25 protein-coding genes are annotated in these 23,155 nt (G+C 63.3%); 19 read left to right on the forward strand and 6 right to left on the reverse strand.

The genetic code is table 11. The annotated features are described in order from the left end of the window. Positions 1 to 153: 153 nt before the first annotated feature. Positions 154 to 873 carry a TetR/AcrR family transcriptional regulator gene (locus C84B14_RS14970; protein WP_348766608.1) on the reverse strand — a complete coding sequence of 240 codons (720 nt, stop codon included), beginning with the start codon at positions 871 to 873 and terminating at the stop codon, positions 154 to 156. Positions 874 to 1,016: 143 nt separating this feature from the next. Here C84B14_RS14970 and C84B14_RS14975 point away from each other — a divergent pair, with 143 nt between their 5' ends. Genes C84B14_RS14975 through C84B14_RS14990 form a run of 4 tightly spaced genes read left to right on the forward strand, consistent with a single transcriptional unit; the run spans position 1,017 to position 6,382 of the window. Next, positions 1,017 to 3,515: an acyl-CoA dehydrogenase gene (locus tag C84B14_RS14975; protein WP_353225285.1), complete on the forward strand. Its 2,499-nt coding sequence runs from the start codon at positions 1,017 to 1,019 to the stop codon at positions 3,513 to 3,515. Beyond that, the gene (locus C84B14_RS14980) at positions 3,512 to 4,771 is read left to right on the forward strand and encodes a serine hydrolase domain-containing protein (protein WP_353225287.1); all 1,260 of its coding nucleotides are present in this window, start codon (positions 3,512 to 3,514) and stop codon (positions 4,769 to 4,771) included. Before C84B14_RS14975 ends, C84B14_RS14980 begins: the two co-directional genes overlap by 4 nt. A 5-nt stretch (positions 4,772 to 4,776) precedes the next feature. Beyond that, positions 4,777 to 6,078: an alpha/beta hydrolase gene (locus tag C84B14_RS14985; protein ID WP_353225289.1), complete on the forward strand. Its 1,302-nt coding sequence runs from the start codon at positions 4,777 to 4,779 to the stop codon at positions 6,076 to 6,078. 25 nt (positions 6,079 to 6,103) lie between these two features. Further along, complete coding sequence (locus tag C84B14_RS14990; protein ID WP_348766612.1) at positions 6,104 to 6,382, forward strand: acyl-CoA-binding protein; 279 nt, start codon at positions 6,104 to 6,106, stop codon at positions 6,380 to 6,382. 87 nt (positions 6,383 to 6,469) lie between these two features. Here C84B14_RS14990 and C84B14_RS14995 read toward each other — a convergent pair whose 3' ends face one another. Beyond that, on the reverse strand, positions 6,470 to 7,618 hold the full coding sequence (locus tag C84B14_RS14995) for a hypothetical protein (protein ID WP_353225291.1): 1,149 nt from the start codon (positions 7,616 to 7,618) through the stop codon (positions 6,470 to 6,472). Then, on the reverse strand, positions 7,615 to 7,830 hold the full coding sequence (locus C84B14_RS15000; RefSeq protein ID WP_348766614.1) for a hypothetical protein: 216 nt from the start codon (positions 7,828 to 7,830) through the stop codon (positions 7,615 to 7,617). The genes C84B14_RS14995 and C84B14_RS15000 overlap by 4 nt, the downstream gene beginning before the upstream one ends. 292 nt (positions 7,831 to 8,122) lie before the next feature. On the opposite strand from C84B14_RS15000, the gene C84B14_RS15005 reads away from it, so the two are divergent. Then, positions 8,123 to 9,487, forward strand: coding sequence for a 3-oxoacyl-ACP reductase (locus C84B14_RS15005; RefSeq protein WP_353225293.1), 1,365 nt, complete (start codon positions 8,123 to 8,125; stop codon positions 9,485 to 9,487). Positions 9,488 to 9,529: 42 nt separating this feature from the next. On the opposite strand, the gene C84B14_RS15010 is transcribed toward C84B14_RS15005, so the two are convergent. From C84B14_RS15010 to C84B14_RS15020, 3 genes are read right to left on the reverse strand one after another with little or no spacing between them, the layout of a single operon-like run. Next, positions 9,530 to 10,417 carry an alpha/beta fold hydrolase gene (locus C84B14_RS15010; protein WP_353225295.1) on the reverse strand — a complete coding sequence of 296 codons (888 nt, stop codon included), beginning with the start codon at positions 10,415 to 10,417 and terminating at the stop codon, positions 9,530 to 9,532. Beyond that, a complete protein-coding gene (locus C84B14_RS15015) occupies positions 10,410 to 10,856 on the reverse strand; it encodes a DUF3429 domain-containing protein (RefSeq protein ID WP_348766617.1) in 447 nt (148 codons plus the stop codon). Before C84B14_RS15015 ends, C84B14_RS15010 begins: the two co-directional genes overlap by 8 nt. Before the next feature lie 40 nt (positions 10,857 to 10,896). Further along, positions 10,897 to 11,736, reverse strand: coding sequence for a uroporphyrinogen-III synthase (locus C84B14_RS15020; RefSeq protein WP_353225297.1), 840 nt, complete (start codon positions 11,734 to 11,736; stop codon positions 10,897 to 10,899). A gap of 121 nt (positions 11,737 to 11,857) precedes the next feature. On the opposite strand from C84B14_RS15020, the gene C84B14_RS15025 reads away from it, so the two are divergent. The 14 genes from C84B14_RS15025 (at position 11,858) to C84B14_RS15090 (ending at position 23,145) form a co-directional block, all read left to right on the forward strand. Further along, positions 11,858 to 12,232: a hypothetical protein gene (locus C84B14_RS15025; RefSeq protein WP_348766619.1), complete on the forward strand. Its 375-nt coding sequence runs from the start codon at positions 11,858 to 11,860 to the stop codon at positions 12,230 to 12,232. Further along, a complete protein-coding gene (locus tag C84B14_RS15030) occupies positions 12,229 to 12,651 on the forward strand; it encodes a hypothetical protein (protein WP_353225299.1) in 423 nt (140 codons plus the stop codon). The genes C84B14_RS15025 and C84B14_RS15030 overlap by 4 nt, the downstream gene beginning before the upstream one ends. A 55-nt stretch (positions 12,652 to 12,706) precedes the next feature. Next, the gene (locus tag C84B14_RS15035; RefSeq protein WP_353225301.1) at positions 12,707 to 13,090 is read left to right on the forward strand and encodes a hypothetical protein; all 384 of its coding nucleotides are present in this window, start codon (positions 12,707 to 12,709) and stop codon (positions 13,088 to 13,090) included. A 145-nt stretch (positions 13,091 to 13,235) separates the two neighbouring features. Next, entirely contained in the window at positions 13,236 to 14,645 is a 1,410-nt protein-coding gene (gene fliD / locus C84B14_RS15040; RefSeq protein WP_348766622.1) for a flagellar filament capping protein FliD, read from the forward strand. A 22-nt stretch (positions 14,646 to 14,667) separates the two neighbouring features. Next, the gene (gene fliS / locus C84B14_RS15045) at positions 14,668 to 15,114 is read left to right on the forward strand and encodes a flagellar export chaperone FliS (RefSeq protein ID WP_348766623.1); all 447 of its coding nucleotides are present in this window, start codon (positions 14,668 to 14,670) and stop codon (positions 15,112 to 15,114) included. Between the two features lie 4 nt (positions 15,115 to 15,118). After that, a complete protein-coding gene (fliT, locus tag C84B14_RS15050; RefSeq protein ID WP_348766624.1) occupies positions 15,119 to 15,460 on the forward strand; it encodes a flagellar protein FliT in 342 nt (113 codons plus the stop codon). A 42-nt stretch (positions 15,461 to 15,502) separates the two neighbouring features. Then, positions 15,503 to 16,657 (forward strand): flagellar hook-length control protein FliK, encoded by a 1,155-nt coding sequence (gene fliK / locus C84B14_RS15055; RefSeq protein WP_353225304.1) that lies wholly within the window; start codon positions 15,503 to 15,505, stop codon positions 16,655 to 16,657. Beyond that, the gene (locus tag C84B14_RS15060) at positions 16,654 to 16,950 is read left to right on the forward strand and encodes an EscU/YscU/HrcU family type III secretion system export apparatus switch protein (protein ID WP_353225306.1); all 297 of its coding nucleotides are present in this window, start codon (positions 16,654 to 16,656) and stop codon (positions 16,948 to 16,950) included. The genes fliK and C84B14_RS15060 overlap by 4 nt, the downstream gene beginning before the upstream one ends. Positions 16,951 to 17,290: 340 nt before the next feature. Then, on the forward strand, positions 17,291 to 17,749 hold the full coding sequence (gene flhD / locus C84B14_RS15065) for a flagellar transcriptional regulator FlhD (protein WP_353225308.1): 459 nt from the start codon (positions 17,291 to 17,293) through the stop codon (positions 17,747 to 17,749). A gap of 11 nt (positions 17,750 to 17,760) precedes the next feature. Continuing rightward, on the forward strand, positions 17,761 to 18,312 hold the full coding sequence (flhC, locus tag C84B14_RS15070) for a flagellar transcriptional regulator FlhC (RefSeq protein WP_348766628.1): 552 nt from the start codon (positions 17,761 to 17,763) through the stop codon (positions 18,310 to 18,312). A gap of 122 nt (positions 18,313 to 18,434) precedes the next feature. Then, entirely contained in the window at positions 18,435 to 19,316 is an 882-nt protein-coding gene (motA, locus tag C84B14_RS15075) for a flagellar motor stator protein MotA (RefSeq protein ID WP_348766629.1), read from the forward strand. After that, positions 19,313 to 20,245 (forward strand): flagellar motor protein MotB, encoded by a 933-nt coding sequence (motB, locus tag C84B14_RS15080; protein ID WP_353225310.1) that lies wholly within the window; start codon positions 19,313 to 19,315, stop codon positions 20,243 to 20,245. The genes motA and motB overlap by 4 nt, the downstream gene beginning before the upstream one ends. Before the next feature lie 286 nt (positions 20,246 to 20,531). After that, the gene (gene cheA / locus C84B14_RS15085) at positions 20,532 to 22,607 is read left to right on the forward strand and encodes a chemotaxis protein CheA (RefSeq protein ID WP_353225312.1); all 2,076 of its coding nucleotides are present in this window, start codon (positions 20,532 to 20,534) and stop codon (positions 22,605 to 22,607) included. A 37-nt stretch (positions 22,608 to 22,644) separates the two neighbouring features. Further along, complete coding sequence (locus tag C84B14_RS15090; protein WP_348766632.1) at positions 22,645 to 23,145, forward strand: chemotaxis protein CheW; 501 nt, start codon at positions 22,645 to 22,647, stop codon at positions 23,143 to 23,145. Positions 23,146 to 23,155 lie beyond the last annotated feature (10 nt).

Consider the following 23,155-nt stretch of genomic DNA (forward strand, 5'->3'; position numbering starts at 1 on the left):
TCGTCATGAGATAAGGCGGCGCATCGGCGGCCCGCGCCTTGCCTGACACGCCCGGCGCGGGCAATGCGACGTCATATCTCATGACGCCACCCCCTAGCGGCGAGCACGGGCCCGACTGCGCGCCGGCCCTCGCTTAGCGGGGGCTGGCGGGATTCAACCGGCGGAGCTGGAGGCGGCGGTATCGAAATCGTCGTCGCCCGACTGGGTGGCTTCGTAATGCTGGGCCCCGAAGATCATCGCCCGGAACAGAATCTTGGCTTCGCGCGCCATCTCGGCCGCACTCAGACCCGTGTTCTCGGTCAGCCATTCCGCGATCAGCTCGTTGAACATGCCCACCAGCGCCACCGACGGCAGGTGGTAATCGCGTGCCGGAATCACGCCGTTCTCGGCCATCAGCTCGGCATAGCGGCGGATGATCTCGGCCAGCTGGTGGGTCGTTTCACGGCGCTTTTTCTCCATGACTTCGGATACGCCTACGGCCTCGATACAGATAATGCGGCCGCGACGCGGGTCGTCGAGCAGAAAATACACCGCGGCTTCGATGGTGTCGGCCACCCGCTGGGTTAGGGGTGTGCGCGTTTCCGTCAGCGATGTCCGCACGATCTGATCCATTCGCTGGACCAGTTCGGCGTGTACGGCGTGCAGGATCGATTCGCGGCCTTCGAACTGTTCGTAGAAATGGCGCGTCGATACCTTGGCATGCGAACACACGGCCTCGATCGGCGTGGCTGCATAGCCGCGCTCCCCGAACAAATCGGTGCCAGCGGCTATAAGTCGCTGATAGCGCTGTGTTCTGAGCTGCTCTGCGCTGAGCCCACGATAACCGCGCCGGCGCGGCTTACGACTGGAAGATTTTGGATCTGTTTCTTTCACGTGCTTGAGCCTGCTTGACGAGCCGAGTCGTCTTGCTATGATCTGAAAACAATTCTTTTTCGAAAACGGGATTCGCTGCGCTGCCTGAGTGAGATAGGGGCGTAAGTGGTGATGACAACCCGTTCAAGATGGAAGCCATAGTCATGACAGCACTCATTGTCGCATTAGTACTCGTTGGCCTGTATTGGACATTGCTCTACCGTGGCGTGTCGCTCGCGGTATTCAGCGCGGTGACCGTGGGAGCCGTTGCGGCGCTGTGGGCAACCGGCGTGCTCGGGCCGATCGGCGTGACCGTAGCCGCCGTCGTGGTCGGCGTGCCGTTGGCCATCTTCAATGCCGTGCCGGTGCGCCGCGCGCTGATGACCAAGCGCCTCTACGGCGTGTTCCGCAAAATCCTTCCGGAAATGGGGCCGACCGAGAAGGAAGCCCTTGAAGCCGGCGACGTCTGGTGGGAAGCCGAGATGTTTCGCGGTCGTCCGGACTGGAAACAGCTGCACGATTTCGAACTCACCAAGCTGACCGCCGAGGAGCAGTCGTTTCTCGACAATGAAACCGAGCAGCTGTGCGCGATGATCGACGACTGGCAGGTCAACTTCGAGCTCAAGGACCTGCCCGAGGACGTCTGGGACTACATCCGCAACAACGGCTTTTTTGCCATGCTCATTCCCAAGAAGCATGGTGGCCTGGGATTCTCGGCCTACGGGCAGTCCTGTGTGGTGGCCAAGATCGCGACCCGTTCGCTGACCGCGGCGGTGACGGTCATGGTGCCGAACTCGCTCGGCCCGGGTGAGCTGCTCACCCACTACGGCACCAAGGAACAGCAGGAGAAATGGCTGCCAGGCCTGGCCTCCGGCAAGGAGCTGCCCTGCTTCGCGCTGACCGGCGTGGAAGTCGGTTCCGATGCCACCAAGATGCCGGATACCGGCATCGTGTGTAAGCGCACCGTCGACGGCGAAGAGGTGCTGGGCCTGTCGCTGAGCTTCAACAAGCGCTATATCACCCTCGCGCCGGTTGCCACCATGATGGGCCTGGCCTTCAAGCTCAAGGATCCGGACGGCCTTCTGGGCGATCCGGACACGGTCGATTACGGCATTACCTGTGCGCTGTTGGCCACCGATACGCCGGGCGTGAAGATCGGTCGTCGCCACTTCCCGGGTGCAACGTTCATGAACGGCCCGATCCAGGGCGAAGACGTGTTCGTGCCGATCGATTCGATCATCGGCGGCCCGGACAAGGCCGGCAAGGGCTGGCGCATGCTTGTCGAATGCCTGTCGGCCGGTCGCGGTATCTCGCTGCCGGCGCTGTCCACGGCTACGGGCAAGGGTATGTACGGCATCACCGCCGCCTACTCGCGTATTCGTCGTCAGTTCGGTACCGAAATCGGCAATTTCGAGGGCGTGCGCGAAGGCCTGGGCGTGATCGGCGGCTATGCCTATATCCTGGAAAACGTGCGCAACCTCACGGCTTCGGGCGTGGATCACTGCACGCCGAGCGTGGTCACGGCGATGATCAAGTATCACTCCACCGAGATGATGCGCACCGTCATTACCCACTCCATGGATATTCATTCCGGTCGCGGCATCATCATGGGTCCGCGCAACTATCTGGCCGCGGCCTATCAGGCGCTGCCGGTGGCGATTACCGTCGAGGGCGCGAACATCATGACGCGCAGCCTCATGGTCTTTGGCCAGGGCGCGATCCGCTGCCATCCGTACGTTTATAGCGAGATGGAAGCGGCCCACAATCCGGACTTCAATGCCGGCCTGCAGGAATTCGACCGTCTGCTGTTCTCCCATCTGGGCTATTCGGTCAACCGTGCGGTGCGTGCCTTTACGCTGGGCATGACCGGCGCGCGGCTAGCCAAGGCGCCGGTCAACAACGCCATGAGCGATTACTATCGCCACATGGAGCGTTTCTCGGCGGCGCTGGCCTTCTGTGCCGACCTGTCCATGGGCACGCTGGGCGGCGCCCTGAAGCTCAAGGAGTCGACCTCGGCGCGCCTGGGCGACGTGCTCAGCCATCTGTACATGGCCTCGGCCACGCTCAAGGGGTTTGAGGTCAACGGCGGCACCGACGAAGACAAGGTGCATGCGACCTGGGCGATGGAATATCACCTGCACGCGATCGAGAACGCTTTCCACGAGTTCGTGCGCAACTACCCGATCAAGGCGGCGCGCCCGGTGCTCAAGCTGATCGCCCTGCCGCGCGGTCGCCGTTTCTCCGGCCCGACGGATAGCATGAATGCCGCGGTTTGCGACATGATGCTCAACATGAAGCTGGATACGCCGTTCGGTAAGCGCATGAGCTACGATCTCTACATTGGCCGCGGTGAAAACGATCCGACCGGTCGTCTGATGAACGCCTTCGAGAAACTGCAGGAAGTCGACAGCTTCTACAGCGAGTTTCTGCGCGGCGTGAAGCATGGCGAGATCGAAGGCGAAACCGTCGAAGAGCAGCTTGAAAGTGCGGTTGCCAAGCAGCTGCTGTCGGCCGATCAGGCTCAGCAGATTCGCGAATACGATCGGATGCGCTACGACGTGCTGCTCACCGACGACTTCAGCAAGGAATATCTGGCGAATCCGCTGTCTGAAAAGGCGCGGCGCGAAGAGGGCCGGCCAGCGGATCTGCGTATCGCCTCATGACCCGAAGCTTGCTCGGCGCCAAGCTGGTCGACGTCGGCGGTGGCAGCCTTGCCCGTATCACGGGTGTGGATGCCGCCGCCGAAGTCGCGCCCCAGCAGGTCGGGCTGACCGCGGGCGCGGTCGATTCGATCTGGTCGAGCGTGGAAGCGCTCTATCGGACGGGGGCCTACCCGGCAGCCACCTTCTGTCTGCGCCGGCGCGGCCGGATCGTGTTGAACCGATCGATCGGCTATGCCCAGGGCGGTGGCCCCGGCGAAAGCCGTGGGCCGCATGCGCGTTTGGCCGAGCCGGATACGCCGATCTGTCTGTTCTCGGCCAGCAAGGCGGTTACCGCCATGCTGATGCACAAGCTCGCCGAAGAGGGCGGCGTAGACCTGGATAATCGGGTGTCGCGCTACCTGCCGGAGTTCACCGGCGGCGGCAAGGATCGTACGACCCTCGCCCAGGTGCTTTCGCATCAGGGCGGTTTCCCCATGTTCGACGTGGATCCCGCGGACGGCCCCGAGACGTTGCTCGACTGGCAACGGTGTATCGAACTGATCTGCGCGGCGCCGGCCGAAAAGGGCGGCAAACGTCTGGCCTACCACGCCATAACCGGGGGCTTCATTCTTGCCGAAATCATTCGGCGCGTGACCGGTATGTCCTTCACCGACTATCTGGATACACGCTTTCGTCAGCCGCTGGGGATGCGCTATTTCACCTACGGGCTGGACGGTCGCTCGCGTGGTCGCGTGGCCACGAACTATGTCGCCGGTCAGCCGGTGCGCTTTCCCATCTCCATGCTGGCCCGCCAGGCGTTGTCCGCCGATTTTGCAGAAGTGGTCGATATTTCCAATCGCGACTACTTCATGGACGCGGTCGTTCCCGCGGGCAACCTCTATTCTACGGCCGAAGAGCTGTCGCGCTTTTACCAGATGATGCTCGATGGCGGTCGTTATGACGGCCGTCAGGTCATGCAGCCGGACACCATTCGCCGCGCGATCAAGCCCGCGGTGCGCCTGCGCTACGACCATACGCTCAAGATTCCCATGCGATACAGCGAAGGCCTGATGCTGGGCGTAAACCCGTTCGGCCTGTACGGGCCGATGACCGGCAGCGCCTACGGTCACCTGGGCTTCATGAACATCCTGGGCTGGGCGGACCCGGATCGCGATATCGCGGTATCGCTGCTGGTGACCGGCAAGTCCATCCTTGGGGGCCATCTGCTGGCGCTCGGCCAGCTTTTGAGTACGTTGTCCTGGCAATGTCGAGGTTGATCCGCATGGCCGATCCGAAGACGACAAAGCAACAATCGCGCGCCACCGAGATGGCGCATAAACCCTTGGCATCACGCACCGTGGCCGACCGCGGTGTCTGGCTGCGCGGCGGGCTGTCGATGGCAACCGACGCCTTCGTCGGCTCGGTGAATATCGTCAACGGTATCCACCAGGCCGTAACCCGAACCGTGAGCCGACTGGCTCCACCGGCGCGGCCGATTGGCCGGGGCAGCGATTTTGTCTACGGCCGGGTACGCGATATCGGCCGGCTCAGCTTCTTCGGCGTGCGCCAGGTGGCCGGGCTGGCCGAAACGCTGGTGCCCGGGCGCAAACGCGACATGCCGCAGCGGCTCGCGCTGGGCGTGCATAGCGCGCTCAACGGGGCGTTCGGCGACTATCTCGAGCGCAGTGACAATGAGCTTGCGCTCACCATGACGCTCGTCGATGAAGCCGGGCGCGCCATCGAGCCGAGCGTGCCCGGCCTGCGTGCCGCCTTGTCCGAGCCCAGTCCACGCGTGGTGATTCTGGTCCACGGTCTGGGCATGAACGATCAGCAGTGGCGCCAGGCCGGGCGCGACGACTTCGGCCAGCGCCTGGCGCGCGACTTCGGCTATACGGCGCTACGTCTTCGCTACAACAGCGGGCGCCATATTTCCCAGAATGGTCGCGATTTCGCGGCGCTGCTGCAGGCACTGCATGCCAGCTACCCGGCCGCGATCGAACGGCTGACCATCGTCGGCCATAGCATGGGCGGGCTGGTCGCGCGCAGCGCCTGCCACTATGCCGAGCAGGCCGGCCATGACTGGGTCGATACGCTGACCGACCTGGTCCTGCTGGGTTCGCCGCATCTGGGCGCGCCGCTCGAACGTCTGGGCCGTCAGTTCACCCATACGCTCACGCGGCTGCCTTATACGCGGCCGCTGTCCGCGCTTGGCGAGATTCGCAGCGCCGGGGTCAAGGATCTCAGTCTGGGCTATCTCCGAGACGAGGACTGGCAGCAGGACACGCATGCCCGACCCACGCCGCCCGAAGCGCTCGCCTCGCCCGATCATGTCGGCCACTTTCTGGTTGCCGCGACCCTGGGGCGCCGCGGCGACGACCCGCTGGGTCGCTGGTTCGGCGATCTGCTGGTGCCGGTGTCGAGCGCGGTGGGCCATGCCGATGCCCCCAGCCGTCGGTTCAACGCCCGCGACCAGGACGGCCGAATTTTCTACGGCATGAATCACTTCGCGCTAGTGCATCACGACGATGTCTATGCCGCGATCCACGACTGGCTGGCACCGCGCCTGAAGCCGGCCACCCATTAATCCGAAAACAGGAGCCCTAATCTCTATGTCCGATCTGGAAAGCCGCTTTCAGGAAGCCGTCGAAAAGGTGCGCAATGCGCCGGAGGACGGGGGATTCAAGCCGTCGAACGACTACAAGCTCAAGATGTACGCGCTCTACCGCCAGGCCACCGACGGCGACGTCCAGGGCAAGAAACCCGGCATGCTCAACCCGATTGCCCGCTATAAATGGCAGGCTTGGGCCGATATGAAAGGCAAGAACAGCGAACAGGCGATGCAGGAATACATCGCCGAAGTGGACAAGGTCGAAGCCGAATACGGCTAGGCCGTTCAGGCGGCTCGCATGTGGGCGACGAGCGCAGCGGCCGCGGCCGGCGCCAGGCCAGGGGCCTGGCGCCCCAGGGTCGCGGATTCAGCTGGAGCTGTCGGGGGTGCTACGCCCGGCGTCGGCAAGCGCTTCGGCGAGCAGGCCGCCGGCGCAGGCGCCATGCGCACGCTGTCGCGTTTCGGCCGAAAGTCGGGCGCTCGCGTTGGTCAGCGCGTCGCGGTCCGCGTCATCCGCCTGAAGGCGTCGGTCGAGCTCCCAGAGAAAGGGCTTGCGCTCGTTGGCGGCCACTTCCAGCACGCGGGCGAGGCGCTCTTCGCCCATGGCCGTGGTCTGATTACGAAACCGAGCCCAAAGATCGTTGGCGATCACCGAGTCGATTACGCTGCGGATCACGGCTGCGTCGGTAAAGGCCGGTTCGCTGGCGAGCGTGCCGATGAGCCGGCTGGGCATTTCGTCGGCGATCTGCAGCAATGCCGGCCAAAGATCGTCCTGGGCAGCCGCGCGGATGAGCGAGTCGAGTATGGCCGCGTTCTGGGTCATGGCCAGCTCGGCCATGGCCAGCCTGGCGTGCTCGCCGATGCGTAGTAGTGTGGCAAGGACCTCGGGCCAGAGTTGCTCGCTCGCGGCCGCCGCCACGATGGCCTCGCGGCGGTCGCGGTCCAGATGCGCGATCACCCGATCCAGCTGTGTGCTTTCCTCGACAAAAAAGCCGATTTTGAGCAGGTCGCTCTCGTTTTCGATCGCATCGGTGGCTGCGAACAGGGTATGTTCGGGTAGCACGTCCACGAACCGGCTCATGGTGATGATTTCGCCACGCGCCAGTAGTAGGCGGGTGATCGCGATCGCGCGATCCACCGGAAACCCGGCAATGATCGGGCGCGCGCGTACCGGGTCGATATGCAGGCAGGTATCGGCCAGGAAACTGTCGGACAGTCGCGCGGCCAGGTCGATGGCTTTGTCGGGCGCCATCTCGCCGGCAATACGCCCGGCCAGGATTGGCCCGAGCACGCGCTCGGCAATTCGCGCGCTGATGGCCAGCGGCACGATCGACGACAGCCGGGCGAAGCCGGTGAACGTCGGCCGAAACTTTTCGAACAGCGCTTCGGTGATGCCTTCACGCAGCGTACGCAGCCGTTCGGCTTCGAGATAGTCCAGATGTTCGAGTTCGCCGGTGTCGGTTTGCAGAATACGCGCGAGTTTTACCAGTTCAGCCTGGGTGGCCAGATTTCTCATGAGGGGCCCAGGAACAGTTTCTGTACGCGTTTACGCAGCGGCGCGGGCACCATGCCCACGGCCTCGTCGAGCGCGGTTTCAAGCAGGGTGCGCTGATGGCGGGCCGCATTCTTCATCAACGTCTGCAGGTGCTCGCGCTCGTCGGGCGGCAGGCCGTCGATCACGGCCTGTGTGCGCGAATCCAGGGGCAGACGATCGTCGTCACCGTTCATGTCTGTGCAAGCCTCGCGTGCCGCGCGCCGGCGCGTTGCTGGCGCGGTCGGCGCGCTCGAAAAACCGATGTTTTATCCGATGCTACATCAAGCCGGGGTTGCACGCAGGCGGCTTTGAACGAATCGGGAACGGGTTCGAATGCGCCCGTCTCGGGCGTCCGCGCCCCCTTTTTGCCAGAAATTGCGCGGCAACCGACTTGTTTTGACAAGCGGGTGCCCTAAACTTAATCATGTTGCGGTGCACGATGACCGGCTATGGGCCGCGTCAGCGCCAACCAATCGAGGAGTCCAAATGAGTGATTTTCTAGTCCGTGCTTCGTCGAACTCGACGGTTCGCAATGTCATCAAGACGCTGGGCTTGCCCACGCCCACCGAACTCGCGCGGGACGAAGGCGCATATCAGGAGCGCTTTCTCGACAACGAAAAGATTCTGGTTGGCGCGACGGCCAACGCGGCCGCGATCGCGGGTGTGGGTACCACGCTGGAAGCCGCGGGCGCCAACGTACAGCGTGCCGACAAGCCCACGCCGGGCGATGAGGACAAGTTCGACGCGCTGGTGTTCGATGCCACGAACATGGCCGATGTCGCCGAACTGAATGCCCTCTACGACTTCTTCCATCCGGTGGCGCGCAAGCTCACGCGCAACGCCCGTATCGTGGTGCTTTCAAGTCTGCCGTCGGCGATGGAAAGCGTCTCCGCGGCCGCGGCGGCCCGTGCGGTGGAAGGCTTCGTGCGCTCGCTGGCCAAGGAAATCGGTCAGCTTGGTTCGACCGCGAACATGCTCTACGTCGAGCCGGGTGCCGAGGATCGCGTGGCCGCGCCGCTGCGATTCCTGCTTTCGGACTACAGCACGTTCGTCGATGGCCAGCCGCTGACGGTCACCAAGGCCGGCCGCATGCCCGAGGCCGTGCCCGCCACCCAGCCGCTCAAGGACAAGGTGGCGTTGGTTACCGGTGGGGCCCGCGGTATTGGCGCGGCGACCGCAGAGCGCCTGGCGCGCGAAGGCGCGACCGTGGTGTGCTTGGATATTCCCCAGGATCAGGAAACGCTCGAGGAAACCGTCGCCGGTTTCGGCGGTACCGCGCTGCCGCTGGATATCACCGCGGATGACGCGCCGCGCCAGATCGCGGACTTCTTCAAGGAGAAGTTTGGCGGCGTGGATATCGTTGTCCACAACGCGGGCGTGACCCGCGACAAGACGCTGGCCAACATGCCCGATCATTACTGGGACATGGTGATGAGCATCAACCTGCAGGCAATCATCAAGGTCGATGCCCTGCTCGGCGAAGAGAACGTCATCAACGAATATGGTCGCGTGATCTGTCTGTGCTCGATCGGCGGTATCGCCGGCAATCGCGGCCAGACCAACTACGGTGCCACCAAGGCCGGACTGATCGGTTTTGTCGAACGCCGCGGCGCCACCGATCGCGATCGCGGCGTGACCGTCAATGCCGTGGCGCCGGGCTTCATCGAAACCCGTATGACGGCCGAGATGCCGTTTGGCGTGCGTGAAGGCGGCCGGCGGCTGTCGTCGCTGTCGCAGGGCGGCACGCCCCGCGATGTGGCCGAGGCGATTACCTTCCTGTCGACGCCGGGTGCAGGCGGTATTTCGGGCAACGTGCTGCGTGTCTGCGGCCAGAGCCTGATCGGCGCCTAAAATCGCCGCTATTTGCTGCGATGATATCGAGCCGGCCTGTGTTCAGGCCGGCTTTTTCATGGCCGCACGGCGGTCCAGCCAGTCGGCCACCAACGGCCAGATTTCTGCCTGGGCAGGCTTGCTCACCACGATACCGGGGTGATCGAAGTCGATGCTGTAGCCGGTGGCGGTGCCCGCCTGCTCGAAGCGTTTGTCGACGCTGGAAAAGTGATCGATGAAACGCCGGCAGCCGGCGCTGGGATCGACACGATCGGCCGCCCCGGACACCGCGAGTACGGGCTGGTCGATACGCCGGAGCGTGTCGCGAAGATAGGCATTTCGGCGGCCGGTTTCGACCCAGTGGGTTGCATCCATCAACGCTGCGGTCGGCTCGTTTTCCGGGCCAAGACCGGCCGCGCGGGCGGGGAAATACCCCAGCAGCCAGGCCAGGCCACGGGTGAGCCGATTGGCGGGCCAATCGAGCATACGCTTGTCGACCTCGAACTGGCTGGCAATTAGCACCAGTCCGGCGATCGCCTGCGCTTCGAGATAGCGGGCGCTGGCAAGCGCGCACATCACGCCGCCGAAGGAATGACCGATCCAGAACGCCGGCTGTGCGTAGCGCTCTTTGATGTGCGCCTGTACCGCGGGCAGATCGTATTTGACGTGGTCGATCAGCCCGGCGCGGGCGCTGCAGGGCGGCGAATCCGACAGCCCGCGGCGCTGAACGATGAATGCCTCGTAGCCGCGCCTGGCAAGATAGGCGGCCAGCCCGATCTGTCGCTCGGACAGCCAGAAGCGCCGGCCGGTGAACATCCCGGATACCAGAACCACCGGCGCCCGGGTTGCTACGCGTTCGGCGCGTACCGAGGTGACAAGACAACAGCCGCCGTCGCCGGCCGCGAGCGTATGCTCGGCGATCTCGAGAGGCGGCAGCCGCGTGTCAGCCACGGGCGACGCGCCAGGCGATGGCGACCACGCAGAACGTCACCACGAGGGTGAGCAGCCGACGCAGCTGCAGGAAACCGCGACTCTGCCAGCCACGCCGCGCGCCGTGTTCGTCGATCAGCCAGGCGGCAAGCAGGGCGGCGATCAGCAGGATGGCGCGCCAGGGGGCGGCAGTGAGCAGCGCGCCCCAGGCCACGATGGCCGGCGACACGGCTAACGTCATGTCCAGCGCCGAGGCCCGCCCGGCGGCGAGCATGCGCCCCCATTGCACGCCGCCGATGAAGGCCACGATAGTGGCCAGATACGGCAGCAGCCAGCGCAATGCGGTGCGTGCATCCAGAGAGTAGCCGCTATAAGCGTGATAGAGGCCGGCGACGAACGGCAGCAGCGCAAGCAGGCCGAGGGCACAGGCAACGGGCAGGGCGGATCTTTTCTTGGCCATGGGAAGCGTTGAGCAGTGGGCGAAACGCGATCTTACCCGCTCATGCCGGCTTGAAGTGGCTCACCATCGCGCGTACCAGCGGTTTCATGAAATAGTTGCTCTCGGGCATGAGCGTGACCTGTACGCCTTCGGCTTCAAGGCGTTCGCCCACGAGCGGACCGACCGCCGCCACGCAGAGCCCGTTCAGGGCGCGCGTGAGCGCCTCGGCCTGGTCGTTGGCCCGGGCGACCTTGTAGAGCCGCTTGATCTGGGGTGAGCTGGTGAATGCCACCGCATCCATGTCGCCCGCCACGATACGGTCAATGAACGCCAGAACCTGCGGCGTTTCGGTTTCGTCGGCATAGACGTAGGGTGCCACCGCCTTCACCTGGGCCTGTTTGTCGCCCAGGAAATCCATCAGCGGGGTGTTCGGATCGCTGCCATACAGCTGCACGCCGACGCGATGGCCGGCCAGGTCGGCATCGGCGAGCGCTTCGATGACGCCGGCCGTGGTTGGCTGGGTCGCGGCCACGTCGCTGCGTAGCTTGAGCGCGCGCAGTTCGCGTACGGGCTTGGGCCCGCGCGTGATCGTGCGCGCCTGACCCAGCCGTTCGACGAACGCCGTCAGTCGCGTCTGGCCGTCGCGTTCGGCGAAGTCGCGCAGGCGGCGCAGGCCTTCGCCGGTCAGCCAGATCATCTCGTCCAGACCGTTGTCGATGACGTCGTCGAGCCAGCGCGTCACGTGCGCCTGGTCCGGCGTGTCGCGGATATCCACCAGCGGGCAGCGCACTGTCAGCGCGCCGCGTCGCTCGAGCATGTCGGCGAACAGGTCGAGCTGACGCGATTCGGGCACGCCGATACGGCAGCCTTCGAGATCTCTGGCGTCGGGGGATGTCGTCATGAGTGCGTCCATGGGTGCAATAAGGTCAGTGTACCGAGTGCCGCCGCGCACGACAGTTGCCATGGCGTGACGGATGGCGTCACACTGACATCGACTATTGGCACGGTCAGGAACACGGTCCATGACGCTTGCAGTCGGTATCAGCATCGTATTCGCGCTCGCTCTGGCAGGGACGGGGTATCTGCTCTGGCGTGCCTATCGCCGGCTCGATGCGCTCAATGCACAGATCGCGCAGCTCGCGCACGATCTCGAACACGCCAACGAGGAGCTCGCCGGGGTGTTGGCCGAGGTCAGCGGCAGTCGCATCATCGTGGAGGTGATCAACCCCATGACCCTGGCCCGGGCGCGTTCACGCTGGGGCGCGGCGCTGGTGGGCGTGGCCCCGCGCATGATCCGACGACGGGTGTACGAGATCGTGGCGCGCGAGATGAAGCAACAGCTCGCCTCGCAGGGTGTCGAAGCCCATCTGGATATTTTCCACCCCACCGGCTCATGATCGTCGTCGCCGCGGTAAGTCTTGCCTTCATCGTCGTTATCGTCGCCGCGATACGGCTGAACATGGCCATCGCCGACACCCGGGAACGCTTTCGCGTGCTGGCAGCCGGCTATGGCGATGCCGGGCTGCTGGTGAGTGCACGGAACCGCTTTCGTCGCCGCCAGGAAAGCGTCGAGCAAGTGGTCGATACCGGCACCGTTGGCCTGCAGACCGCGCATCGCACCATATCCGGCTGGTTCGGCACGCAGCACAGCGCGGATGGCATCTACGACAACGTGCGTGCATTCAATCGCAATGTCGGCCGGGCCCTGTCGGGTTTGTTCGCGCCGGGGCCGAAAAAACGCAGTGAAAGCCTGCAAGAATGGCGTGAGAAGCAGGATTCGACCGCTCGGCGCGATCGCGCCGACGACGAATCCTGACACGCGTCGCGGCCGCTGGGCTCAAGAATGAAATCGCGCCGCCGTTAATCGCAGGATGAAACGCCTCAATCGTATCGCTACCGGCGCTGCTGCCCTGATCCTGGGGCTGCCCGCTTTGGGCGCGCTGCCGCTATGGGCCCAGCCCGCCCAGCCGCAAACCTCGCAGCCGCATACGAGAGCCCATGGCCATGGGCCACGTCCCGGCTTCGGGCATGGCGATTCCGATGCCGGCGTGCATATCTATCTACAGCCGCAAACCGAGCACTGGCCGTCTAACTACTGGCCGGACAACTATCAGCTTGACGGCTACGACGGTCAGCCCGATCGGCCCACCCGCTGCGCGGGCGAAAGCGGCCGTACCTATTCAACACGCCAGGTCGAGTGCCCCGAGGGTCAGAAGGCCGTCGAAGGCGGGCGGCGCTGGTCCACCACGCCCTGAAACCCCTTGTGCCGTCGCCCCGTTGTAGGGCGCGGCAAAAAAAGTTTCATAAGGCGGCTCATACGTTAAAGGATTCGTGGCCCGGCGCCGATAGGCTCTGCAACCCAGCTCGTTGTATCGAGCACGTGTTATTCGCAGGTACGCCATGGCAGTTACATCGTCACTCGGAATCGGCTCCGGACTGGATTTGAGCTCGTTGCTCGACGGGCTACGCAGCTCCGAGCAGCAGCGCTTGGTTCCTTTGCAGCGACAGGCAAGCAGCTACAACACCAAGCTGTCCGCCTACGGCACGCTTCAGAGCTCGCTGGCCAATTTCCAGACCGCGGCCGAATCGTTGGGCAAGGCAAGCCTCTACGAAGGGGTCAAGACCACCACCGATAGCGATGCCTTCAAGGCGGTCGCCAGCGAAAAGGCCGATCCGGGCAGCTATAGCATCGAAGTCGAGCAGCTGGCACGCAGCCAGTCGCTGGTCAGCGCCGGCCAGGCCAGTGTGGACGACAAGATCGGCAGCGGCGGCACGATCACGCTTTCGCTGGGCGATGCGTCCGGCAACGTCAGCGAAACGGTCGATATCGATCTGGCTGGCGCCGACAGCAGCCTGTCCGGCATCCGCGACGCGATCAACGGCGCCGATATCGGTATTAACGCCTCCATCGTCAACGACGGCAGCGGCACCCCGTACCGTCTGGTGCTGTCGTCCAACACCACCGGCACGGCTTCGCAGATCTCGGTGAGCGTTGCAGAAAGCAACGGTGACGGTTCCACCCCGCTGGGCGATCTGCTCAACTACGACAGCACGGCGGGCAGCGGTGCGATGAGCCAGACCGTGGCTGCGCGGGACGCCAAGCTTTCGGTCAACGGCATTGCGATCGTCAGCCAGACCAACCGGGTCGAGGAAGCCATCGAAGGCGTGACCCTCACGCTGAGCAAGACCACCAGCGAGCCCCAGTCGCTGACCGCCACCCGCGACACGGATTCCGTGAAAGCCGCGCTGGAAAAGTTCGTCAAGGCCTATAACAGCGTCAATACGTTGTCGGACAAGCTCACCGCCTTCGACAGCGAGAAAGAGATCAGCGGCGTGCTGCTGGGCGACTCGACCGCGCGAACCGCGGAAACGCGCGTGCGCGGTGCGCTGAACACGCCGATCAGCGGCGGTGCCTTTTCCAGCCTGGCGGAAATCGGCATCAGCCTGCAGCGCGACGGCACCATGAAGATCGACGACGAAAAGCTCGACAAGGCGCTGGCGAACAACCTCGCCGATGTCGGTCAGCTGCTGGCCGGCAAGGACGAAAGCGGCGGTCTGTCGAAGGTGCTGGTATCCACGCTGGATGCCGTTGCCGGTGAGCAGGGTCTGCTGCAGTCGGCCAGCAACGGCATGAAAACCCGCATCGACAATCTCACAGAAAGCATGGAGCGCGAACAGGAGTCGATCGATTCCACCATCGCGCGCTATCAAAAGCAGTTCGTGCAGCTCGACTCGATCATGGCGTCGATCAACTCGACCAGCAATTACCTCACCCAGCAATTCGCATCGCTCAACAAATCGAGCGATTAGGCATTAATAGCAAGGAACGCTCATGGCTTCTTACGCAAATCGCGCGGCAAGTGCATACAAGAAACTCGGCGTCGAGACCGACGCCATGAGTGCCAGCCCGCACCAGTTGATCGTACTGCTGTTCGACGGCGCGCGCAGCGCTCTCGGGCGTGCGCAGTGGGCGATCTCCCAGAACGACGCGGCCGGCAAGGGCCAGGCGTTGTCCAAGGCCATCGACATCATCGAACTCGGCCTGCGGGCAGCGCTGGATATCGAGCGCGGTGGCGAGATCGCCGAGCGTCTGGATTCGCTTTACGACTATATGACCCGCACTTTGATCCGTGCCAATATCCATAGCGATGCGTCGAAGATCGCGCACGTGGACACGCTGCTCGAGGATATCGGTTCGGCATGGAAGCAGATCGGCACCGCCCCGTCGATGCCGTCGGTTGCTGCCGTCCAGTCCGCCCCTTCGCTACAGCAGGCTTGAGGCCATGAATCAACAGCAACAGGAAATCGTCGCCGGCTACGCCGCGCTGCTCGAGCTCAACCAGCGCATGATCGAGATCGCCGTCGCCGGCGATTGGGAAGAGCTGGTCGAGATGAAAAGCGAACACCTCTGCCAGGTGGAAACGCTGATGAACATCGAATACGACGTGACCGTCAACGAAGCGTTTCGCGAAGCCAAGCGTGCCGTATTGATCCAGATCGCGGCCAGCGAGCAGGAGCTGCGCGATCGGCTACAGCAGCGCATGGACGAACTATCCGGCGCCATCTGTCAGGCGCGCTCGCAGCGGCGGGTCAAGAACGCCTACGAAAAGGCCGCGATCGGCTAGCGCCGGTCGTGCCGGTTCTAACGTTCAAGCGATGATGCTGCTGTGAGCACGATCACGCCGATGCTCGATACGCTGTTGCCGCAGGTGCTCGGGCGCCGTGCGGACATGGCGCGGTTTACCGGCGCGCGAGCGAATGTCCCGCTCGGCCCTGTGGACCCCGTGGCCAGCGTTAGAACGGACGGCTTCGATCGGCCGACTCCGGGCACGGCTTCGGACGGCCTGCGCGGTCGCGGCGCGCCGACCGAGGACGCCGCGGCCGGCAACGCGGGGGCGCGGCGCGCGCCCAACGGGCCGGCTACGCGTGAAATCGCACAGAGCGGGCGTTATCTGCCCGCAGCCCGGCCCGAGCCGGGCCAGTCCTCTAACACGAGCGGCGAATCCGCCCGTGCCCAGCTCAGCCGCGAGGGTGGCTTGATCGCTTCATTGCTGGCGCGCCGCGACGCACCCGTGGCGCATACCACGCCGGCCCATGCGGCCGCGCTGTTCGGCGCTGCGCGCGTGCCGGCCACGCCGATTCTGGCCTCCATTCTTGGGCAGCAGGTCGCACATAGCGGGCTGTTTTACGAGTCGCATCTGAGCAAGTGGTTCGAAGGCCAGCGTCCGTTGTCGGAACTGCTTCAGGAACCGCATAACCAGAAACAGCCGGCGTCTGCCGCAAGTGAGTCTGCTTCCTCCTCGGCTCGTATGTCGGGCCCAGGCGCCCGCCAGGCTGTGGCGGCGCAATCCCAGGCCAATGCGCTGCTCGCCCCGGGCGCGTTCGAGCGCGGCGCGGCTGACGCACGCGGCGACAACGGCCGCGGCGATGTCGTCGACGAGCGTCTGCTCTCGGTGGTACGTCAGCAGCTCGACGTGCTCAGCAATCCGGTGTTTCGTTGGCATGGCGCGGCTTGGCCGGGTGTCGACATGCGCTGGGAGATTCACGAGAACAGCGACGACGCCGCCGACGGCCAGGGACGAAAGTCTGAAGCAGACGACAAGCCCTCTTTCTCGACTCGCCTGAGCCTTGATCTGCCCCGGCTGGGTACGATCGAAGTCGCGCTCAATCTCGCCGGTGGGGGCATCGAGGTCTATGCCTATGCATCGAGCGAGCAGGGGGCCGCGGCGGTTTCGCCTGCAACCGGTGAATTGAAGGAACGCTTCGAACAGGCCGGATTCACCCGTGCCTACGTCGAACTACTGGAGGCAGGCCTGTCATGAGCGCTCTCGATCGATCCAGTGCAGAAGACGACCGGGCCAGCGTCGTCGCCCTGCGTTACGGCGAAAACGACGACGCACCGCGCGTCGTGGCCAAGGGCTATGGCGACATCGCCCAGGCCATCATGGACCGCGCGCAAAAGCACGGTTTGCATGTGCACCGTTCGCCCGAACTGGTGCGTCTGCTCATGCGCGTCGATCTCGACGATCGTATCCCGCCCGAGCTGTATCTGGCCGTGGCGGAGCTGCTGGCCTGGGTATACCGGCTGGAAACCGCAGCCGAAGCGAACGCGTAGAACTCAGCGCAGATCGCGTCATAGACGACCGTTTTGCGCTCGTCTTACCCGTACACAATTCAATATGGAATAATGGGCTGTCGCCTAATGGCGACAGGTCGGCGCTGTATGTCTTTGCTTTTTGCAGCGCCCTGTAGCATTTTGATGATGGTGTTTGGGAATATTTAACCGGGAAATGTGCGTTTTCACATTTGAAACGTGGAAAATTTCACGTACATAATCCACGGTCGGTGCGAAGAGGCAGGGCGCACACGTAGAGGACGGCCGTTTCAAGCAGGCGATTCGCCCACAATTCAAGAGGCCGCTTTGTGCAGCACGGCGCTTCTGCGGGGAGGCATGAATGAGTGTTGATCATCTACTCGATGATGTTCGCGATCTGAATCTGTCCTATCTGATTCTTATGCAGCGTCTGATCAATACCGATCGGGAGCTGGCCATGTTCCGGCTGAAAATCGACGAGGACATGGCGGATCTGCTCAGCCAGATTCCGGTGGCCGATCTGGCCAAACTCGCCCGTTGCAATCAGCTTCTCTGCCATTTCTCGTTGGATAGCGCCGAACAGCTTTTTGCGCTGGTCAACGCACCGCGCGATGACGACATGCGGCGCTTGCATGCCGGCATTCTGTTGTCGTCGCAGAACAAGCGCAAAAGCGATCGCCGCGGTGGTGAACGTCGCGAGGGCGGCGATCGCCGCGATCCGGTAGCCGCTGAAAGCGGCGACGTACCCGCGCGGCGCAAGCAGCCGCGCCGTGAAGCTGATCGCGAAGCCGAGCGTAAAAGCGGTAGCGGCGAAGGGTAGCCACGAGCCGCATGAGCACGACCAGCAAAAGCGTCATAGACGAAGCCAAGCAGATCGGCCTGGCCATCGAGCTTATTGAGCTGGGCGCGCGTCTTCAGGTGCTACAGACCGAAACCGACATCAGTCGGCGACGGTTGATCAACCTGTACAAGGAAATTCACGGCGTTTCGCCGCCCAAGGGCATGCTGCCGTTCTCGACCGACTGGTACGTGACCTGGCTGCCCAATATCCACTCGTCGCTGTTCTATAACACCTATCGCTATCTGCGGCGCCGCGAGGAACGCAGCCGCATGGAAGCGGTGGTGAATGCCTATCGTCTCTACAACGAGCAGACGCCGTTGCAGGAGGATGGCAAGCCCGTACTCAGCCTGACCCGGGCCTGGATGCTGGTGCGCTTTTTCGAAAGCGACATGATGATGCTGTCGGTATGCAACCGCTGCAAGGGCAAGTTCGTGAATCGCGCTTATAGCCTCGATCAGGATTTTGTCTGCGGTATTTGCCAGCCACCATCGCGGGCCGGCAAGACGCTCAAGAAGACGAAAAAGCGCGCAGCCAAGGAATAAGCACGCGCTATCGACGCCAGTTCGCGGTATCGATTCATTCAAGCTCGTCGCCTGTCGGCCGCTAACCTTCCTAGAGATTGCCGGTCCGTATCTACGGCCATGTCCAGTCAGGGAAGGCGACAGTGCTAATACTCGTGGGTTACGTCATCGTCATCGGGTCCGTGCTCGGCGGCTACGCTATGGTCGGCGGGCATATGGGCGCGCTGTATCAGCCGGCCGAGCTGGTCATTATCTTCGGCGCCGGTATCGGCGCGTTCGTTGCGGCCAATAACGGCAAGGGCATCAGCGCGACCATGCGCACCCTGCCGCGGTTGATGCGCGGTTCGCAGTACTCCAAGGAGATCTGCGTGGATCTGATGACCCTGCTTTATCTGCTGCTGGCCAAGGCGCGCCAGTCCGGGATGATGTCGCTCGAACAGGATATCGAGAACCCGAGCGAAAGCACGCTGTTTTCGGCCTATCCGAAGCTGGTTCAGGACAAGCTGGTCATGGACTTCCTGACCGATTATCTGCGCCTGATGATCAGCGGCAACATGGACGCCTTCGAAATCGAAGCGTTGATGGACCACGAGATCGAAACCTTCCAGCACGAGGCCGAGATTCCGGCCCACGGCCTGGCGGCCATGGGCGATTCGTTGCCGGCTTTCGGCATCGTGGCCGCGGTCATGGGCGTGGTCCACGCGCTTGGCTCGGCCGCGCTCGACCCGTCCGAAATCGGCCCGCTGATCGCCCATGCCATGGTCGGCACGTTCCTGGGCATTCTGCTGGCCTACGGTTTTGTCAGTCCGCTGGCCGCGCGCGTGCGTTCGCAGGTGGAAGAGGTCGTCAAGATCATGCAGAGCGTCAAGGTGACGCTGCTGGCCAACCTCAACGGCTACGCGCCGCCGCTGTCGATCGAGTTTGGCCGCAAGGCCCTGTTCTCGACCGAGCGCCCGTCCTTCAGCGAGCTTGAAGAGCACGTGCGCGGCGTCAAGAGCGGCGGCTCGGCCCAGGCGTCCTCGTGAGCGATCCGCATAAACGACCGATCGTCATTCGCCGCAAGAAGGCGGCGAGTCATGGCTCCCATGGCGCGTGGAAGATCGCCTATGCCGATTTCATGACCGCGATGATGGCGTTCTTTCTGGTCATGTGGCTGCTGTCCGGCCTGAGTGCCTCGGAGCGCGAAGAAGTCGGCGACTATTTCCGTACGCCGCTCAAGGTCGCGATGATGGGGGGCGACAAGGCCTCGGCCAGCAACAGCGCCATTCCCGGCGGCGGCGACGATCCCATGCATTCGGAAGGCGAGGTATCGCTGACGTCCCCGAATGCGACCAACTACCGGCCCAGTCATCGGCCGTTGCGTGATCTGCAGGACAGCCTGGAATCGATGATTCATTCGGATCCCGCATTGGACGACCTGAGCTCGCAGCTCAGTCTCAAGGTGGTGGAAGACGGACTGCTGATTCAGATCAGCGACGATAACCGGCGGCCGATGTTCGAGCTGGGCAGCGCAGAGCCGGCGCCCTATATCCGTTCGCTGTTATCGAAAATCGCGCCCAAACTCAACGAGTTTCCCAACCCGATCACCCTGACCGGGCATACCGACGATCTGCGATTTGCCTCGGGCGATCGCCAGTACAGCAACTGGGAGCTGTCGACCGACCGCGCCAACGCGGCGCGGCGTGCGCTCATCCAGGGCGGCATGCAGGCCGACAAGCTGATACGGGTCATTGGCGCGGCCGCCACCGCGAGCCGGCCCGGTATCGACTCACCGGCCGCGCCCGGCAACCGTCGGATCAGCATTCTGGTACTCAATGAGCACGCCCAGCACCGGTTCGAGGAAGAGAGCCTGCCGGTCGGCGACACGTTGTCTGTCGATGCCGAAGTGCCGGATACCGATCGCATGGTGAAGGCCGATGCGAATAAGGTCGTCGTTGAAGGGCAATCGGGCTGAATCGCAGCAAATTGCCATCTATCCGCCGGGTATGCCGACAGACGATTTTCGAGCTGAACGCGCGTATGCGAATGCATGAGCGCGGCGTCCAGCGGTCGTGCAGTCATTGTAAATAAACGACCGGCAGGTGGCGGCGTCTGTTTTCTCATCGTCTTGAAAACAGCGGATCAAGGCAGCTGCCCGGATGACGAATTAATAATTGTTTGATCGAAGGCTAAAGGTCGCGCGCGATTGAACGATATTTGCTGGGACAGTTCGCTCACCAGTGCAAGCGGAATAATCAAGCATGACACTAGATATCGCCGAGTTCTATCAGACCTTTTTCGACGAGGCGGACGAGCTGCTCGATGAAATGGAGCGTCTGCTAATCAATCTCGATATTGATGCGCCTGATAGCGAAGACCTCAACGCCATCTTTCGGGCCGCCCATTCGATCAAGGGCGGGGCGGGCACCTTCGGGTTTACCCATTTGCAGGAGACCACGCATCTGCTGGAAAACCTGCTCGACCGAGCGCGTCATGGCGAACTCGTGCTCGACCGTCCCGCGATCGACCTGTTTCTCGAATGCCGCGACGTGCTCGCCGGCCAGATCGATGCCTATCGGGCCTCGGAAGAGCCCGACCAGAACGCATACGAAGACATGGCCCAGCGGCTACGAACGCTCGACGAGCAGGGCAGTGCCGCATTGGCGAACGTCGCGTCGGCCGTCGACAAGCCGGTAGGCGACGTGGCAGCGGCCGGCCCGCTTGCCTTGCCTGAAGGCATGGTCCGGTCGGTTTCGATCAGCGGTATCGCAGAAGACAAGTGCTCGACGCTGGTCGAAGAGCTCGGGCTTTTTGGCGACATCGAAAGCCAGACCTACGAAGGCGATACGTTGACCGTGATGCTGGCCCAGCCGGCCGCGGCTGATGATATCGAATCGGTGCTGTGCTTCATCATCGATGCCGAGCAGCTGAGCTTCGGCGCGGCCGAAGCGGTGGTCGCCGATAGCGCCGAATCCGAAGATACCCAGGCCGAGGATGTGGTGGCCCAGGCGGTCAGCGAAGCGGTGGCCGCCGAACGCGACAACAAGCCGCAGGACAAGGCCAGCGCATCCGAGGACAAGGCGCCGACGGCTGCACCGGCGGCCGCCGGCAAGCCCAAAGCGGCTAATAAATCGTCGGCGGAATCCAGTTCGTTGCGGGTATCCACCGAGAAGGTCGACGAAATCATCAACCTCGTCGGCGAGCTGGTTATTACGCAGTCCATGCTGGAACAGACCATTGGCGGTCTGGACAGCGAGGCCCACGGGGCACTGCTCGAAGGGCTCAACCAGCTCCAGCGCAACGCGCGCGATCTGCAGGAAGCGGTGATGTCGGTGCGCATGATGCCCATGGACTATGCCTTCAACCGTTTCCCACGGCTGGTACGCGACCTCAGCAGCAAGCTGGGCAAGCAAATCAACCTGGTCACCGAGGGCGAATCGACCGAGCTCGACAAGGGCCTGATCGAGCGGATCATGGATCCGATGACCCATCTGGTGCGCAACAGCCTCGATCACGGCATCGAAACGCCGGAACGGCGCAAGGCCGCCGGCAAACCCGCCGCCGGCACGCTGACACTGGCGGCCCAGCATCAGGGCGGCAGCATCCTCATCGATATTTCCGATGACGGCGCCGGGCTCAACCGTGAACGGATTCTGGCCAAGGCGCGCCAGAACGGGCTGGCGGTCAGCGATTCGATGAGCGATGACGAAGTCTGGCAGCTGATCTTCGCGCCGGGGTTCTCGACCGCCGAGGCGGTCACCGACGTATCGGGACGCGGCGTCGGCATGGACGTGGTCAAGCGCAATATTCAGGAACTCGGCGGCCATGTGGATATTCGGTCCACGTTCGGCCAGGGCACGACCATTCGCATCGTGCTACCGCTAACGCTGGCGATCATGGACGGCATGCTCATTCGCGTGGGCGAAGAGGTGTTCATCATGCCGCTCGGCGCGATCAAGGAATCCATGCAGGTCCAGGCCGACCAGCTCAAGCGCGTGGGCCAGGACAAACAGCTGGTCTACGTGCGCGGCGAATATCTGCCGCTGGTGGAAATGCATCGCGTATTCGATATCGACAATGCCCAGAGCGACGTGCTGCGCGGCATCGTCATGGTGATCGAAAGCGAGGGCCGCTATTTCACGCTACTCGTGGATGAGCTGCTCGGTCAGCGCCAAGTAGTGGTCAAGAATCTTGAAACGAACTACCGCAAGGTCGTCGGCATTTCTGCCGCCACCATCCTCGGCGACGGCAGCGTCGCCCTGATTCTCGACGTGGTTGCGCTGTCCCGCGCAGGTCGTCAGAGCGAAACCCAGGTACAGCGGGCAGCGCTGGCCTGATTCTCATACATACATGACGTTATACGGAGTAAACGACATGGCTGAAGTCATTGCTAACGACGCAGCGCGTGATGCGGCTGCGGACATGGAAGTCCTGGTTTTCGCGCTGGGTGGCGAAGAATACGGCGTGGACATCCTCAAAGTGCAGGAGATTCGCGGCTACAACCAGGTAACCCGTATCGCCAACGTGCCCGATTTCGTCAAGGGCGTGACCAACCTGCGCGGCAGTATCGTTCCCATTATCGATGCGCGCATCAAGTTCGGTCTGGAGAATGCGGCCTACGACCAGCATACCGTCGTAATCGTGTTGAACGTGGGCGAGCGGGTGGTCGGCGTGGTCGTCGACAGCGTGTCCGACGTGCTCACGCTCACCCCGGAGCAGATCAAACCCGCGCCGGATTTCGGCGTCGCCGCGGCGACCGAGCACGTGCTTGGCCTGGGCAGCGTCGATGACCGCATGCTCATTCTCGTGGATATCGATCGCATGATGAGCAGCAGCGAACTGGCCATCGTTGAAGAGGTCGAGGCCATCGCCTGAGCCCGGCGTC

This window comes from Salinisphaera sp. C84B14, from assembly GCF_040361435.1.
GTDB lineage: Bacteria > Pseudomonadota > Gammaproteobacteria > Nevskiales > Salinisphaeraceae > Salinisphaera.